A 16,870-nucleotide genomic window follows, 5' to 3' on the forward strand; every position below is an offset into this window, starting at 1 on the left:
TTCATTATCCTTTTGTGAGAACGCCATCTAAATTAAGTAAAACGTTAGCGATGACGGTCCAGGCTGCCAACTCCGATTTATTATATTGATCTGGTAAGGGATTCAACGCGTTCTCAACGAGATTAGCTGCTTGCTCAGGGTGAGATTGATAGTATTTTAACTCTGATTCATAGAGTTTCAGTAAAGGGGCGATCTGTTCGGAGAGTGCAGGACGAATCAAACAAAGCTTCAAACCGTATTTGATGCGTGATTCTGGAGAGTCACCACCCTCTCTAAAAATGCGTAGCCCCAACGCTTGAGAGATCTCAATAAAGACTGGGTCATTTAATGTAATCATCGCCTGTAACGGAGTATTTGTGCTGATGCGTCGAATTGTACAGATCTCACGGCTGGGGGCATCAAAGGTCGCCATCGAAGGGTAGGGGACAGTACGTCGCCAGAACGTGTAGAGGCCTCTGCGAAATCGATTTTCATCCTTGTTGGTTGCCCAGTTACGCTGTCCGTTAAAAGCTGCTCGCCAGATTCCATCTGGTTGAACAGGGTAAACGGAAGGCCCACCAATCTTTCGATTAAGCAGTCCACTCAATTGTAGCGCCTGGTCGCGAATCATTTCCGCTTCCAGCCTGAAACGTGGACCGCGAGAGAGGAGTCGATTACGAGGATCTTTCTGGATGTGGATCGGTTTCGTTACAGAAGACTGACGGTATGTGTTTGACATCACAATGGTTTTGAGAATCGCTTTCATATCCCAGCCATTCTGGACAAATTCCGTTGCCAGCCAGTCAAGTAATTCGGGATGGCTGGGTAGTTCACCTTGTGTTCCGAAGTCTTCTTCTGTCACAACTAAACCCGCGCCGAACAGTTCTGACCAGAAACGATTAACGGCAACGCGAGCCGTCAAAGGATTTTCTGGTGAGGTCAGCCATTTGGCGACCGCGATACGATTGGTGGGTACGTTTTCTGGCAAGGGATTGAATGCATTCAATACTGCTGGTTTAACAACATCTCCAGGTGAGAGAAAGCTGCCACGAATCATAATGTGCGTTTCACGTTGTTTGTCGGTTGGCAATTCCTGCATGATGGGTAATTGCGGATAAACAGGTTTGGATTTTTGGAGTTTCGCAATCTGATCCCGCGTAGACTTGAGTGCGGGAGCGATGCTCCGGTAGTAGGTCGCTAATTTTTTCTGTTGCGCGGGCTGACGGTCTTTCGGTTTAGTATCGACGATCGCGAGAATATCGTTCGGGACTTTAAGTCGAGGTTCAAGTTTTGCTTCCGTTGTAAAGGAAATTCGAAAACATCCCAAAGCGTACTGAGGATCATTAAACGCGTGAGATAGAGTGACAATCAAACGTTGTTTCCCTGCTTTCGCAGTAGGACTGGCTTCGGGGATGAAGTAGGCGGCGTGCGTTTTTCCGAATTGAGGGGCGATGCCCCAGCCCTTCTTGTTTTTGTTGGTGAGGTCAATGGCTGCGTTCACCGGAAAACCGTTTTGAGAGAATGATGCGAACGTGCGTTTCAATGGGATCGTTTTACGACGTGAAACCGTCAGAGTCGTCGATGGTTTAGGATAAGCCTCTACGATGCTTTGCCAGACTACGTTTCGTTGTGCATCGAGTAAACTGACTTTAAAATTGGCAAGTCGTTCCTGCGCACCATCAGAGCGGTTCCAGATTGTAATTCGATCAATGGGAGTTTCCACTTTGAGATTGAGTTCCCACCAGGGCTTGACTTCGGTTTTGGTATGAGTGGTTGACTTTGCATTAAAAAAGTGACCGTCCGTCTTACCATCGATGGCTAACTTGGCAGGAGCAGAATGCGTGGTACTTGATTGAGAAGCCGTTCCCTGAATGGCAATATTTGTGTCGGCCTGGAAAACTTGGACTTCCGCCAGTGACAGTATCTGCTTTTTCGTTCCCTGATGTTCGATTCTCAGGAATTGTCCTTTGGCTGGTGCATCATCTATTTTGAGTGGCTGGGTCTCCAGTTTTATATTTGAGAGCACAAAATTGCCATCCTTGGCACGGCCCGGTCCGTTAGATGGCAATCGATCATCGGAAATCGCTTCCAATCTTAAACCTTTAAAGGTTGAGGGATCGAGTTCTGTTTCAATGATGTATTGTTCTTTCGCAGCTGGACCATTCGCCAGGATTGAGCCGTCCTTCTGAATTTGAAACTTGGTTGTTGACGATGAGGATTTGACTGAAATCGGAGTGAGAATATTCCAGTTTGGCTTGGCTTGCAGAGACGATTCCCAATTCTGCTGGGCCATTTCGAGTGTTTTGCTCGGCGTCTGTATTTTTTGGTTTAGGGCCGCAATCTCTGTATTGATGCGTTTGGTTGCTTCCAACATGGTTGGTGTAGGAGCAGCGATCGTAGGGGCGTCCGTTGGTTGATCGTTGTCAGCGGTTTGGTTAAAGAAGGCGTAAAGCTGATAGTATTCTTTTTGCGAGATTGGATCATATTTATGTGTATGGCATTTCGCACAGCCCATCGTGAGTCCCATCCAGACCTGGATTGTTGTATCTACCCGGTCGGTGACAGCGGCTGTCCGAAATTCTTCGTCGTCGGTGCCACCTTCGGTATTAGTCATCGTGTTGCGGTGAAAGGCGGTCGCCACTTTTTGTTCGAGAGTCGCATTCGGTAAGAGGTCTCCTGCCAGTTGCTCAAGTGTGAATTGATCAAAGGGTATGTTCTGATTAAAAGCTGAGATAACCCAGTCACGATAACGCCAGATGTCCATTCTCAGCGGATCAGATCCGTAGCCTTTTGAATCGGCATAGCGTGCGAGATCCAACCATTTTCGCGCCCAACGTTCTCCGTATGCCGTGTCCTTTAAGAATCGATCTACCAGTTTTTCATATGCGTTAGGAGAATTGTCTTTGAGAAACTGGTCCACTTCATCCAAAGTGGGAGGCAGCCCACGCAAATCAAAACTCAAACGACGAATTAAAGTGTAGCGGTCTGCTTCTGAACTGGGCTTGATCCCTGCTGCTTCCTGTTGCGATAGAATAAAGTAGTCAATCTCATTCGCTGGCCAGTCTTTTAGTTTGACTGTAGGATGCTTTGGTCGATTTGGTGGCACGAAGGACCAATGTCGAGCATAAGGAGCATCTTGTTCGATCCATTTTTTGACTAAGGCAATCTGAGAAGCTGTTAATTTTTCTCCCACATCGGGAGGAGGCATGACTTCCGATTCGTCCGTTGAAATGATGCGGCGATAGAGTTCACTTTGGGCAACGTTACCAGGAATAATTGCCATCTGATCACTATCCAGCTTCGCAATTGCTGATGTTCTTTGATCTAGCCGCAAATCAGCTTCGCGTGTGCCTTCATCTGGTCCATGGCAATGAAAACAATTCTTGGACAAAATCGGCCGGATATCTCGATTGAAATCGACATCAGCAACAGGATTAGTTTTATTAGATGGTTCTGCAGATGTAGCAATGCTGTTGACAACAAAGCACTGGAACATCATCCCAACTAAAAGAAATCTCTGTGAGAGATCAAACATTGGCATTCACCTTCGGGAAGGTTGGCAATGTTGATGCACCTTCTGGATCATTCCGTATCGTAAGCGGAATTAGAGGTTGTTGGTACATCAAACATTACGAATTTTGGTTTGGTGATACCGATCCGTCGTTATGTAAACCAACGGTAGCTAACTGTTTTAGAAACAAGCAGCAGGTAAGTTAAAACATTATAGTGGCTAAAATACCAGTCTCTATTCTAACTCGCTCAGAGGGGAGATGCAAGAAATCGCCCTGTCTGGTGAAAAGACGATGGCTATAATCAGCAACAAATGCTGCGTTTCTATTCGATTCCGAGATTGCGTTCTATATTTCTAGCCTTGGAGCTCATAACATACTTCTGCCACCAGGGGTCGGGATCAGACTCTTTGGGGCGATCTCCACGGGCTTCTTCTCCCACAAAACCCCACTGATCGATTTCTTCCTCACCACCACTACTCCAGTCTGAATCAAACGCCTTTGGTTTTAAGGCACGCCATGTCTGCTGATTGGCATCAGCAATAGTATCCATCATTGATGCACAGCCAGAAGTCAGGAATAATGCAAGAGAGAGGGCCAATAAAGAGGATTTCATAAGGTGTTCCTCCATTCAATCAGCGACGGATAAGGACAAGCTGACCTTCATCGGTTAAGATTGATGGTTAAGAATGTAGAAATGAATTGTGAGAGGTTATGTGTTAATTTTGAGAGATGAGATTTGGGATTCTAATGATTTCATAAATCTCGTCTACCCCATTTTTTGAGAGTCGTTTAGCAAGCAAAAATATTCCTGATTTAAGGAGCATACGTGGATTCAGCTCTAGATATACTCGTTGTGGCACCTCATCCTGATGATGCAGAAATCAGTGTGGGGGGGACGATTCTCGCTTGTAAACAGCAGGGGTCCAAAGTGGGAGTGATTGAACTAACTAATGGTGAACCAACGCCTTATGGAAGTCCAGAAATCCGCATGCAAGAGACCGCCGCTGCAACACAAATTCTGGAGTTAGATTGGCGTGATAATCTGGGCCTGTCCAATCGAAGTCTGGAGTCTAACTTAGAAGCGCGGCGTAAATTGGCAGTGGTATTTCGCACACAGCGTCCCAAAGTCATTTTGGCGCCTTATTGGGAAGATGTACATCCCGATCATGTAGCTGCCAGTCATTTGACTGATGCAGCTCGATTCTGGTCCAAATTGAGTAAAACCGACATGGCGGGGGAACCCTATTGGCCGCCTCAGATCTATTATTTCTGGAGCATTCATCTGCGGATTCATCCTAAACCAAGCTTTGTATTCGATATTTCTGACCACATTGACCAGAAAATGCAGGCCATTCGATGTTATGAAAGCCAGATGCTGAGGGGCCGTTCTACAGAACATCCCACTATTCTGGATGACATCCAGGACCGCGCCCGATATTGGGGCTGGTCGATCCACCGCGCCTATGGTGAACCTTATGCCAGTCGTGAGGAGATCGGATTACAGAGTTTTCTACCATTATTATCCCAGAAATGAGCGTAAAGAATGAGGGAAATAACGATTTCCCAAGTTGGGAAATCGAAAGTGATTTCGGAGGAAAATAACGCTTACTATATGATGAAATTTGGTTCAACCTTGAATATTCGTACTTTTATCGGTTAGACTTTGATTAACAGAGTTTAGTAATCATGACTTTGAACGGCACAGAACAAATTCATATTGATGGCCGGATTTAGATCAGTCTAAAAATCATCAATTTGCAGTGGCTTTGTGCAATCCTACCTAACAAAACTCGGTACAATCCTTCCATTGATATTTATTGAGGAGAACAAAGAAGATGTCTCAACACTCTCGTCGCGAATTCCTTGAACAATCTATGTTTGCTGCAGCCAGCGCGGCAGCGTTGGGCGCTTCGATTCCTCATCTCTCTGCGGCAGAATCAGAATCGAGCAGTCCGAATGAAAAACTGCGAGTCGCCTTACTCGGAGTCAATGGTCGCGGTCAGTCTCATCTGAGTGCCTTCACTGGCCGAAAAGATACTGAAGTGGTAGCGGTTGTCGACCCTGATGAGAGTGTCGGGATGAAAAAAGGTGTCGGAAACGTTTACAAGAAGACGAACAAAAAACCAGCTTATTATAAAGATCTGCGAAAAGCGTTTGACGATCAGAAAATTGATATCGTCAGTATTGCCACTCCGAATCACTGGCATGCCCTCGGAGCAATCTGGGCGATTCAAGCTGGTAAGGACGTTTATTGTGAAAAGCCCGTCAGTCACAATGTGAGTGAAGGACGACGGATTGTCGAAGCAGCTCGAAAATATAACAAGATCGTTCAAACAGGGACGCAATGCCGCTCACAACCGGGTTTGATTGATGCAATCAAATTTGTAAAAGATGGTGGTATTGGTGAAGTGAAGCTGGCTCGAGGAACCTGTTACAAACGACGAAAGTCGATTGGTCCTAAAGGCAACTATGATGTGCCTGCCAGTGTAGACTATGATCTCTGGCTTGGACCGGCACCTATGGCGCCGCTAACCCGAAAACGATTCCACTATGACTGGCATTGGCAAACACCCACGGGTAACGGTGATCTGGGGAACCAGGGGATTCACCAAATGGATGTTGCTCGCTGGGGATTAGGCGTCCATAGCATTGGAGACAGTGTGCAAGCCTACGGTGGTCGCCTTGGTTATGTTGATGCAGGTGATGTTGCCAATACACAGGTCAGTATTCATCAGTTTGGTGATAAGCGACTTGTATTTGAAGTCCGTGGCTTAGAAACCGAAGCGTACCGAGGTGCTAAGGTAGGAGTTATCTTCTACGGTTCAGAAGGTTATGTGGTGATTCCGAGCTATAACAGCGCTTCTGCTTTCGATCTAGATGGAAAATTGATCAAGAAGTTTTCTGGTTCCGCAGATCACTTTGCAAACTTTGTGGATGCTGTTCGCAGTCGTAAAATTAGTGATCTGAATGCGGATATCGAAGAAGGTCATATATCCAGTGCCCTCTGTCACTTGGGTAACATTTCCTATGAACTTGGAGAAAAGGTTCCTGTGCAAGAGCTTAATGCCCGATTTACAGGTGATGCGGAAGCTCAGGAAACTTTAGGGCGTTACCGTGAGCACCTGAGCAATAACAAGCTTGATCCAGCCAAGACCCAAGTCAGCTTAGGGCCTGAGTTGAGTCTTGATGGTAAGAAGGAAGTCTTCACTGGTTCAATGGCATCCGCTGCAAACCCCAAACTGACACGTGAATATCGTGCCCCATTTGTGGTTCCTTCCACAGCGAAGCTCTAAAATGTTTGAGATTTATTGTGAATAAATTTGGCCCATTTGTCGTTTTGACAGATGGGCCTTTTTGTTGACATGCTATAATCCTCTGCAACTCAAAAACTGTGAGATCAACTTTTTGTATGGATACAATTTGATGTTTCAGCTTTTCTCGCGTGCAAAAAAAAACGTTAAAAACAAAGTAAAGCGTGCGATCATCCGACATCATCACCGGTCAGGTACTGTGTTATTCAGTGATACCACTTTACGGGATGGCGAACAGATGCCTGGCGCCACGTTGGATCCGATCGAGAAACTACAAATCGCCAAAGCACTGGAGGCGGCAGGTGTCCATTCTTTAGACACTGGGTTCCCTGCATCTTCACAAGCAGATATCGAAGCCATTCAAAGTATGGTAGGTGTGATTAAAAAACCTGTACTCACAGCCTTGTGTCGCACATTGCCGGGTGATATTGACGCTGCTGAGTTGGCATTGGCTGGAAATCCACCACACAAAAGAGGGGTGAGTCTGTTTTGTGGAACCAGCCCTTTGCATCGCCAGTTTAAACTAGAGAAAAGTAAATCAGAAGTTCTAAAACTGATCGTTGATAGTATTCAATATGCGGTAGAAAAATTTGATATTGTTGCTTTCAGTCCCGAAGACGCGAGTCGAACCGAACCCGATTTTCTGTGTGAGGTCTACCGAGAGGCGATTGCTGCCGGTGCCACGACGATTGGGTTTCCAGACACGGTGGGGATTCTGACGCCTTATAAAGCTCAGAATTTTATCTGCCAGATCCAAGATCAGGTCTCGGGTATTGAAAACGTGTTGTTGGCAGTTCACTTTCACAATGATCTTGGTTTGGCGGTAGCGAATACATTAGCTTGTATTGAAGCAGGTGCCAATGTGGTGCAGTGCACTGTGAATGGTATCGGAGAGCGTGCCGGAAATGCGGCACTCGAAGAAGTTGCGATGGCATTGCATTTACATCAGGATGAGTTTGAGCGTCCCCATCAATTGAATATCTCTCAGTTAGAGCCATTGTGTCAATTGGTCTCTGATTTGACAGGGATTTCACTCTCACCCATGAAGCCGGTGGCTGGCAGTAATATCTTTGCGACCGAAGCAGGAATTCATCAGGATGGCTTGCTCAAAAATCCTGATACTTATCTGCCTTATCGTCCAGAAACGGTAGGAGCAGATGGCATTAAGCTTGTGTTAGGACGGCACAGTGGAAAGAAAGCAATTCTACATCGGCTGCACGAATTGGGAAAAGAGCCAAACGAAAAAGTGGTGCAGCGCGTTTTACTCGCGATCAAAGAACTCCCCAAAGGGGAACTGGTCGATGATGATCTGTTACTGAGGCTGTCTGATTGATGCTATTCAAAATAATTGACGGCATTACGGAAGAGCTGGATACCTGCGCCTTCACCTTCCAGGCCGAGACGCGTCCATTGGGGATGTTGCGTTGCGAATAAAAAACGTTCAGGATGTGGCATCAAGCCTAAAATGCGTCCAGAGGGGTCGCCTAATGCAGCGATATTGTAAGCCGAACCGTTGGGATTGATTGGATAATCCAAGATCTCTGCTTGAAGAGTGGTTTCTGCTTCTCCTGATTCACGATAACACATGGCGATTTGTTGATCGGCTTTCCAGCTTTCGATAACCGCCACATCGCTCACCGCAATGCGTCCTTCGGCATGGGCAATAGGAAGTTCAATCTGATCGATTCCCCTCAGAAATACATTTTCTGGTGCTAGCACTCCGAGTTGAACCCAGAGCGATGTATATTTTCCATTAGTATTCCAGGTCAGTGTTGCATCACGGCTTTGATTCGGTGGGGGAGGCCAACTTTTCGCACCGCCGGGAAGAATTCCGGCTTTGAGAAGAACTTGAAATCCGTTGCAAATCCCCAAAACCAATTTATCTGCTGCAAGAAAATTCCCAATTGTTTCGGAGAGTTGTCCCTGCAAGTGACTGGCAAAGATCACACCGGCTCCTACATCATCCCCATAGCTGAAACCACCGGGAAGACAGAGAATCTGATAATCGTCTAACTGATTGGGATTCTCCAGCAATTGAAGCAAATGAATTCTTGTTGAATGGGCTCCGCAGAGATCGAATGCATGTGCGGTTTCGATGTCGCAATTGGTTCCGGGTGCACGTAACACACAGACTTTTGGGGATTTTGACATAAGAGCAGAACTAATCCTTACAATTTCACTACAAATTCCAGGGGGGATGAGAATCGTTCTCGTTTAAGAGGATGCTATTGCGAAAACCATTTTTCTTCCAGAGTTACGGCGTTGATACCCTGTAAAAACTCTGTTTTCCTGTGTTCCCAAGAAATGATTATCGTTGTGGGTTTGTAAGTCTTTTATTATTAGTGGTTTATGTTGAATATTTTTTCCGGGGACCAGTGGAAATCGATCTATTCGTTATAAAGTGAATCTGGTATAGTCCGCAACTCCTCACAGATTCTGTTCTGTCTTGATTTTCATCAAAATGAAATCAATGATTTGCTTCTAAATAAGTATGCCGTTTCATGAGCTTCTTTTTTCGTGTGTTCCTGCTTGCTTTATTGCTACCTGCTTGTTCGGGGTGCTTTAATTCCTATAACACCCGGATTCCACGTATTTTTCCGGGGCGTCAGGCCATGACTCGCGGCCAGCGCATTCAGGAAAAAAAACTAATGGAACTCGAAGATCCATTGCCATCCAGTGCTTTAGGTCCGGATGTAGTGCGCCCTCGCGAATTTGGAACTCAGCGAACCGAGTCAAGATTGGCGATTGAGCAGTCAATGCGTAGCCGTCCTTTTGTGCAGCCACGTCCAGGAGAGACTTTGCATCCTGTACCGGAATTATCGGGCCGCAATTCGAAATATCCAGAAGTCATTCGCCCTTAATCGGACTGACCGGATGTGCTTTTTCTATGCTTCTACTTTTCATTGCCTGTGCATTACGTACAATACAGTATATGAAGAGACGCTTTGAACTTTATTTCAGGGTAAGTAGCTATTTTGAATTTTCAATTCTCCCAGTTCATACCACTCTCCAAATTGGCTGATCAATTTTGGCGCGCACTCCTGGTGTTGATCGCAATTTTTGCTATCGGGAGCACTACAGTCTACGCTCAGGTGGAAGTGAACCGTTCGATTGATGTACAAGGCAAAAAGTATTATACGCCACAGACGCGCGTTACCGTAAAGCGAGGTCTAAAATTTCTTGCCGAAAGACAACACCCCGATGGATCGTTTGGTTCCGGTTCCACGTTTAAAACGAATGTTGCTGTTACTGCCTTGTGTGGAATGGCGTTTCTAGCAGACGGGAATACACCGGGGCGAGGGAAATATGGACTTCAGGTCCAAAAGGCGGTTGATTTTATTCTGGCTTCCTGCAAACCATCTGGGTATATCATTTCTCCCGAGAGCATTTCACACGGGCCCATGTATGGGCATGGTTTTGCCACCTTGTTTCTTGCCGAAGTCTATGGAATGACTCGTAGTAAAGATGTACGTGTAAAATTGGAAAAGGCTGTAGAACTGATTGTGAAGTCTCAAAATGCAAAAGGGGGGTGGCGATATACTCCCGAGAGTAAAGACGCTGATTTGTCAGTGACGGTTTGCCAGATTATGGCATTAAGGGCTGCTCGAAATTGTGGAATCTTTGTTTCCAAAGACGTCATTGATCGTTGTATTGACTATGTTAAGAAAAGCCAGAATCCGGATGGAGGGTTTCGCTATCAACTTGTACGACAGGCAGTGAGTGAATTTCCGAGGTCCGCTGCGGGAGTTGTGGCCCTTTATAGCGCCGGGATTTATGAAGGGCCAGAAATTCAGAATGGACTGGCTTACTTAATGCGACATTTACCCAATCAGCGTTACTTTAGGGGGAGCCACTTTTTTTATGGCCAATATTATGCCGTTCAGGCGATGTGGCAAGCTGGAGGTCAATATTGGGGACGTTGGTATCCTGCAATCAGAGAAGAATTAATTTCCGGCCAGATGACGAGTGGTGGTTGGCGTCCCGACAGTTCAAATTGCATCGAATATAGTACCGCCATGTCCTGTATTGTGTTACAGATTCCACGCAATAATATCCCTATCTTTCAGCGTTAAACTAATTCTATCGGTTTCATAGTTTTTTTGTTCGGTGTGTTATGCGATTTTCAGTGATCATCTATTTTTTTTGCTGCTTCATTTTAGAAGCGGCAGTGATGGCTGCTGAGCTCTATCCGATCGAGGGGAATTTCGTTCAGGGTAAATTACTACAAATTAACCAGAATCAGATTACGTTACAGACAACATCAGGCAAACAAAGTTTTCCTGCCGATGAAACGATCAGGGTCAACTTGGGAAATCATAGTCTTCCACGGCCGAATGAAGGACTGATTGTTCTCGCGAATGATGATCGTATACATGCAAAATTACTTCGCTCCGAAGATGAAACGATCCTCATACGTTTAGTTTCCTATCCCGAAGTGGGAGAATTGAAAGTACCACTGGAAACGATACAGGCTGTTTATTTTCAATGGCCTTCTATGCAACAAGGTCGTTCACAATTTATAAAAAAAATTGCACGTATAGAAAAAAAGTCAGATCTCTTTTATTTGAAAAACGGAGATTTTTTGGAAGGGGAATTTCTGGGATTTAATGCATCGACATTCCGATTCGAATCGAGGGCCGGCGAAACAGCGATTCCCCGGCGGGGAATTCGTTTTTTTTGTTTTAATCCTGAGTTGATCAATTTTCCGCAACCGGATCAGTTACACTATCAAATAGAACTGTCAGACGGTACACGTCTGACAGCATCTTCACTCACAATCGTCAAGAAAATGGCAAAGATCAAAACATTATTTGGGGCAGAGATCCAGATTGAGTTAAATCAATTGAATTCTATTGTTCCATTAGACGGAAAGGTCATTTACCTGTCACAACTCAAACCGACTGCTTATGAATTTACTCCTTTTTTTTCTCAACAGTGGGGTTGGAATCGAAATCGGAATGTTTTATCAGGACCACTGATTGTAGGAGGTAAGGAATTTGCCTTTGGTATCGGAATGCACAGCGCTGCTGAATTGAGTTATGATCTTGATGGCAAATATGTCAGGTTCCAGACAGAAGTTGGAATCGATGATGCAACTAATGGAGCAGGTAATGTTGAAGTAGCGATTCTCGTCGATAGACGCATTGTCTTTCAAAAAACGATTCGTGGAAGCAAACAGCAAGCAGTCGTCGTTCCACGTATCGATCTTACTGGTGCTAAAGAGTTAGTGCTGAAAGTGGACTTTGGGAAGAATGCAGATATTCAAGATCATGTCAACTGGTGTCGTCCAGTTTTGATTCTAAAGAAATAACTCTGTTCTCTTTCGACGAATGCAATTTTGACTGCTGAGTAGCGTTAGCACGTCTTTTTTTCTATTCTGGAGTGCATCCAAGATAAAGATTGTAGCTTCCATGCTATTATAAATCTGGATCCAGGCTAATGACTGATGTTAGTCATAATTTTCATCCGTTAACCTCGATTAATTACAAAGAAGACAGCTTATGAAAACAATATCCATACTTCTATTCATTGTAGTGCTTGTGATTTCTCAGCAAGTATTCGCGGCAGAGAAAGTCGATACTTCGCCCGCTCCCGTAAAGATTGTTAAAGTCTTTCCCTATCTCAAAATTGATCGTCCGATTGTAGTTACCCATGCGGGTGATGGATCGAATCGCCTGTTTATTGCTTCGCAGAAGGGGAAAGTTTATGTCGTACCAAATACACCCGAAGATGAAGATCTTGAAGAAGGAAAGCTTTTTCTCGATATCTCGGATCGTGTGACTTACAACGACAAACAGAATGAAGAAGGGTTGTTAGGACTTGCTTTTCATCCGAAATTTAAAGAGAACGGCGAGTTCTTTATCTATTACAGTACCCCCGACAAACCCGTGAATACGTCAGTGATTTCGCGTTTTCGTGTGTCCGGGAATGACCCCGATAAAGCACTTGCAGATTCCGAAGAAGTATTGATGCGTGTGAAACAGCCTGCCTGGAATCATGGAGGTGGGACAGTAGTCTTTGGACCGGATGGAAAACTTTACATTGCCTTTGGAGATGGCGGTGCCGGGAATGATGTTTTCCATAACGGTCAGAATTTGTCATCCGTTTTGGGAACGATCTGTCGAATCGATGTTGATCACAAGGACTCGGGATTAAACTACGCGATTCCCAAAGATAATCCTTTTTTACACGGAAAAAGTGCTGAGATCAAAACAGCCCGCAAGGAAATCTGGGCATATGGATTACGTAATCCCTGGCGAATCGCCTTCGACACGAAAACGGGTATCCTCTGGGCCGGTGATGTGGGACAAAATATCTGGGAAGAGATAGATATTATTGTCAAAGGAGGGAACTATGGCTGGTCCGTCCGTGAAGGAAAACATCCATTCGGCCCAAACGGAGTGGAACCGCGTCCTCATTTAATTGAACCGATTTGGGAATACGATCATAGTGTAGGAAAATCGATTACCGGTGGCTCGGTTTATCGCGGTAAAAAGATTCCTGCGATACAAGGTGCGTACATTTACGGTGATTATGTCTCTGGTAAATTTTGGGCTTTAAAATATGATGCCCAGAACAAGAAAGTCACTGCAAACCATGTGATTGAATCGCCGAGCATCCCGGTGATGACATTCGGAACAGATCAGAATGGCGAGATGTTTCTTACTTCCTCTTTTAGTGAAATTTTTATGCTCAAATCAAAATAATCAGATCTTGCATTTGAGTCTAATTTGCAACTAATAAAAGAAAAACCACGGAAGACCTAGTCAAGGTTCCGTGGTTTTTCTTTTTAATATGAATTGCTTGGTGTAATACTATGCTTCGATTGCGTATTGCTCCAAGTCTTCCAGATCGACAAATTCAAGTGTTGAAATATGACAGGCTTCAAGAACCACGCGAGGTGCCATACCTGCCTCAAGAGCTTCTTTCCAGCGTTCTACACACAAACACCATCGATCACCGGGTTTCAAGCCCGGAAAGTCAAATTGAGGGTGAGGTGTGCTGAGATCATTGCCCCGTTGTTTAGAGAATGCGAGGAATTCTGCCGTGACTTCTGTGCAAACTGTATGTAGTCCCATGTCAGAGCTACCAGTATTACAACAACCATCCCGATAAAATCCAGTGACCGGGTCCATCGAGCAAGTTTCCAGTTCGGTACCAAGTACATTTTTGGCTTTTTTTTGATTCATTTTAAAACCGGTCTACCTCTCTATAGGCTTCAATGACAGCCATGTCACCTTTTTTACCAGGCTTGGAATTTCCGTGTTCCATTCCGATAATACCATCGAATCCTTTGGTATGGATATGTTTAAATACATTCAGATAATTGATTTCACCCGTACCTGGTTCTTTCCGTCCCGGATTATCTCCAGATTGGAAGTAACCAATTTCATCCCAGCAATTGTCGATGTTAACAATCAGATTCCCTTCAGTAATTTGCTGATGATAAATATCAAATAAAATTTTGCAGGCCGGACTATTCACGGCTTTACAGATTGCATATGCCTGAGGTGAGCCTTGCAGAAAAACACCACCATGGTTGGCATACCAGTTTAGAGGTTCCAGTACCATTACCATTCCATGAGGTTCAAAAATATCAGCACAGCGTCTGAGCAATTCAATTACATTCGCAGTCTGGTATCCTTCTGCCAATCGACCACGAGGACCTTCATCGACATTGCCTGGAACAACAGTCATCCACTTGGCATTCACCCGTTTTGCGACTTCGACTGAGTCTTTAATGTCTTTTAGAACTGCATTCCAAACATCTTTATCTTTACGAGTAAATGTAAGCTTACCAATGGAACCGTGTGCTACAAAAACACCCATCTCCATATTCAGCTTGTCCATTGTGTCTGCTATTTGCTGCTGGAGCGATTGGGGTTTCTTTTTCATTCCGTTATCTTCCCAGGCAGTGAAACCCTGGTCGGCGGCGAATTTCAATTGATCCAGGGGATCATTTCCGGCGGCGTTTCTGAACATGCCGAAGTGAGGAGCGTATTTCAGGTGAAACGGTTTCATATCGTCTGATTCACCAGCTTGAGTTGTACTTCCCACAAATGCAGCAGTGCTGCCTGCAATAACGCTATTTTTAAGAAACTCTCGGCGTTGCATATGATTGGCTCCTGATTGTGAATTTTAGACCGGTTGATTATTGGGAGATAATTATTCTAGTCAAAGTGCGCAGGGGATGCACCTGATTTGTCTTGGAATCGTCTGGAGTGAGCAAAAGTTACTCATTCTGCAGTGAGATCGATATCGAATGATTCAGAAATCTCAGTGGAATACTGTTTTCAGGAGAGTCGTGGGAGTCGGATGACGACCAGAATTCCAATGCTGGCCAGGACGACGAGAGTCGTTTTGAGGGGCATTGAAAGCGGAGAAAGAATCAACGTCGCTGTAATGATGATGACAACGATCGAAATCGCTTGAATTTTTACATTCATTCGAATGCCACCATCCTGCTGCCAGTCTTTTAAAACTTGTCCCAAAATCGGGGAACGTAACAAAGCGCGATTCAATCGAGGTGATGTCCGGATTAGAAAAAAGCTGGTCAAGAGCAGGAAAGGAGTCGTAGGAAGTACCGGTAGCGCAACACCGAGAACACCTAACACAAAAAACACGAGTGCAAAAAAGAGATAAGCAGCTTTTTTGATGCCTGTTACTGTAGGAACGGAGACTTCATCAAGTGTGTCTAAAAAAGCAGGATGGATTTCATCAAACGCAATTCGGTCCAAGGTCATTCTGGGACTGCTTGAATCCTTAGAGAGTTTTTTTTGCGGTTGAGAATCTCTGATCATGTAGATAAAGGTCTGTTTTGCTTGAGAGTGGAAATGAATAAAAATATTTTAGCTGAATTCAGTCTTTGAACAAGATCGATCTTTTAATACTACTCTCTGAGGTAAATCCCGCAGTCTGGTTGACGTTGAAAACAATCAAGGTTTATTTCGAAGGTTGCATACCCCCTCGAACGGATCCGGCTTTTGTGGTTCCATAATTATCTGCAAATAGTGGATCGAGTGGACGGCTATTAGGGACGGACAACCAGACACGTAGCAAATGTCTCTTTAAACTATCTTCATCAGCGTCTTCAAATTCGTCGCGGCGATGAAAGGTTACCCAGTTATTCAAAAAGAGAAGGTCACCGGCTTCCTGCCGAAATGTAACGTTCAATTCTGGTGATTCCGCCAGTGTTTCCAGTTGATTCATGGCATCTTGTTGTGCCTGTGACATTTCAGGCAGATCAGGAGAAGCATAAGCACGATCAATGAGTACACGTAAGAAACTGGCTGCAAAATGTCCTTCGTGAACTGAAAAAATTGGTTGTTGGCAGAATGGTTTTTGGTTACCTGTATCAACATTATGACGCAGATAATAAAAAGGCTGCATCAGAACATTAGCCAATTCAGGGCATTTGGTACGCATCTCATTATAGAGTGAAATCGAGCTGACAAGTTGATTGTTACCGCCGGAAACAGCGGGTTGGATACAGAGAAATCCGATAACATCGCAACGGTCAGTATGAAAACTGAGTCGTTTTCGTGTGTTTGGCCCCCGCGCCTGTGCTTGTCCCACCTGATAGCCTTCGTCCCTGACATGAAACACTTTTTCTCCAGTGGCACTTTGAGAAACTGGTGTTCCCAAATGAATCGAGAGTAACCAGAAGAGGCTCTCCAGCTCTGATGAAGAATAGTTCTCGACAGGGAATCGTTTTAATTGACAGGCTCCTGAGCCATGTTCCAGTTGATGTTGAATTTGTTTTAAAACGGGGCTTAAGTGTGGCAGAGGGAATTGTGCTTGAGAAATCTGATCGAAAGTCAGTTTTTCTTTTGAAATCGTATCCAGCGCTTGTTCCAGATCTTGAAGCTGCAGTTCATTAAGATGAATCAACCAGTCTTGTCTCTGAAACAGCTCATCACCTTTCCAGGCTGCAGGAATTGAAAAAGGGCCTGGCAGTTGGTCATCACTCAATATACCCACTCTTAGCTCGCTCCTGATGAATGCCGTTGCTGAATTATTGATGTCAGTTTAAAATTGATTTTAACAGAAGAAAACTGATGCGAATAG

14 protein-coding genes are annotated in these 16,870 nt (G+C 44.8%); 7 read left to right on the top strand and 7 right to left on the bottom strand.

Annotated features, from left to right (window positions below; all coding sequences use genetic code 11):
- Positions 1 to 4: 4 nt before the first annotated feature.
- Together V144x_RS11355 and V144x_RS11360 are read right to left on the bottom strand one after the other, a co-directional pair.
- The gene (locus V144x_RS11355) at positions 5 to 3,514 is read right to left on the bottom strand and encodes a DUF1553 domain-containing protein (protein ID WP_232102791.1); all 3,510 of its coding nucleotides are present in this window, start codon (positions 3,512 to 3,514) and stop codon (positions 5 to 7) included.
- Positions 3,515 to 3,813: 299 nt separating this feature from the next.
- Entirely contained in the window at positions 3,814 to 4,104 is a 291-nt protein-coding gene (locus V144x_RS11360) for a hypothetical protein (RefSeq protein ID WP_144985272.1), read from the bottom strand.
- Positions 4,105 to 4,317: 213 nt separating this feature from the next.
- Between V144x_RS11360 and bshB1 the strand changes: the two genes are divergently transcribed.
- The 3 genes from bshB1 (at position 4,318) to V144x_RS11375 (ending at position 8,135) form a co-directional block, all read left to right on the top strand.
- On the top strand, positions 4,318 to 5,025 hold the full coding sequence (bshB1, locus tag V144x_RS11365; RefSeq protein WP_144985273.1) for a bacillithiol biosynthesis deacetylase BshB1: 708 nt from the start codon (positions 4,318 to 4,320) through the stop codon (positions 5,023 to 5,025).
- A 301-nt stretch (positions 5,026 to 5,326) separates the two neighbouring features.
- Entirely contained in the window at positions 5,327 to 6,784 is a 1,458-nt protein-coding gene (locus V144x_RS11370) for a Gfo/Idh/MocA family protein (protein WP_144985274.1), read from the top strand.
- Positions 6,785 to 6,914: 130 nt separating this feature from the next.
- A complete protein-coding gene (locus V144x_RS11375) occupies positions 6,915 to 8,135 on the top strand; it encodes a homocitrate synthase/isopropylmalate synthase family protein (protein ID WP_144985275.1) in 1,221 nt (406 codons plus the stop codon).
- A 2-nt stretch (positions 8,136 to 8,137) separates the two neighbouring features.
- Here the strand turns inward: V144x_RS11375 and V144x_RS11380 are convergent, their stop codons facing one another.
- The gene (locus tag V144x_RS11380) at positions 8,138 to 8,953 is read right to left on the bottom strand and encodes a phosphoribosylformylglycinamidine synthase subunit PurQ (protein WP_144985276.1); all 816 of its coding nucleotides are present in this window, start codon (positions 8,951 to 8,953) and stop codon (positions 8,138 to 8,140) included.
- Between the two features lie 350 nt (positions 8,954 to 9,303).
- Here V144x_RS11380 and V144x_RS11385 point away from each other — a divergent pair, with 350 nt between their 5' ends.
- The 4 genes from V144x_RS11385 to V144x_RS11400 all read left to right on the top strand — a co-directional run bounded on the left by V144x_RS11385 (position 9,304) and on the right by V144x_RS11400 (position 13,509).
- On the top strand, positions 9,304 to 9,663 hold the full coding sequence (locus tag V144x_RS11385; RefSeq protein ID WP_144985277.1) for a hypothetical protein: 360 nt from the start codon (positions 9,304 to 9,306) through the stop codon (positions 9,661 to 9,663).
- A gap of 114 nt (positions 9,664 to 9,777) precedes the next feature.
- Positions 9,778 to 10,875 carry a prenyltransferase/squalene oxidase repeat-containing protein gene (locus tag V144x_RS11390; RefSeq protein ID WP_232102792.1) on the top strand — a complete coding sequence of 366 codons (1,098 nt, stop codon included), beginning with the start codon at positions 9,778 to 9,780 and terminating at the stop codon, positions 10,873 to 10,875.
- A gap of 98 nt (positions 10,876 to 10,973) precedes the next feature.
- Positions 10,974 to 12,113, top strand: a complete 1,140-nt coding sequence (locus V144x_RS11395) for an NPCBM/NEW2 domain-containing protein (protein WP_197998873.1) — start codon at positions 10,974 to 10,976, stop codon at positions 12,111 to 12,113.
- 190 nt (positions 12,114 to 12,303) lie between these two features.
- Complete coding sequence (locus tag V144x_RS11400; RefSeq protein ID WP_144985279.1) at positions 12,304 to 13,509, top strand: PQQ-dependent sugar dehydrogenase; 1,206 nt, start codon at positions 12,304 to 12,306, stop codon at positions 13,507 to 13,509.
- 108 nt (positions 13,510 to 13,617) lie between these two features.
- Here V144x_RS11400 and V144x_RS11405 read toward each other — a convergent pair whose 3' ends face one another.
- The 4 genes from V144x_RS11405 to V144x_RS11420 all read right to left on the bottom strand — a co-directional run bounded on the left by V144x_RS11405 (position 13,618) and on the right by V144x_RS11420 (position 16,783).
- On the bottom strand, positions 13,618 to 13,992 hold the full coding sequence (locus V144x_RS11405) for a DUF2237 family protein (RefSeq protein ID WP_144985280.1): 375 nt from the start codon (positions 13,990 to 13,992) through the stop codon (positions 13,618 to 13,620).
- Between the two features lies 1 nt (position 13,993).
- Positions 13,994 to 14,917 carry a hydroxypyruvate isomerase family protein gene (locus V144x_RS11410; RefSeq protein ID WP_144985281.1) on the bottom strand — a complete coding sequence of 308 codons (924 nt, stop codon included), beginning with the start codon at positions 14,915 to 14,917 and terminating at the stop codon, positions 13,994 to 13,996.
- A gap of 179 nt (positions 14,918 to 15,096) precedes the next feature.
- Positions 15,097 to 15,546 carry a YbaN family protein gene (locus V144x_RS11415; RefSeq protein ID WP_197998874.1) on the bottom strand — a complete coding sequence of 150 codons (450 nt, stop codon included), beginning with the start codon at positions 15,544 to 15,546 and terminating at the stop codon, positions 15,097 to 15,099.
- A 199-nt stretch (positions 15,547 to 15,745) separates the two neighbouring features.
- Positions 15,746 to 16,783: a TauD/TfdA family dioxygenase gene (locus tag V144x_RS11420; RefSeq protein WP_197998875.1), complete on the bottom strand. Its 1,038-nt coding sequence runs from the start codon at positions 16,781 to 16,783 to the stop codon at positions 15,746 to 15,748.
- Between the last annotated feature and the right edge of the window lie 87 nt (positions 16,784 to 16,870).

The sequence above is a fragment of the Gimesia aquarii genome (genome assembly GCF_007748195.1).
Taxonomy (GTDB): Bacteria; Planctomycetota; Planctomycetia; order Planctomycetales; family Planctomycetaceae; genus Gimesia; species Gimesia aquarii.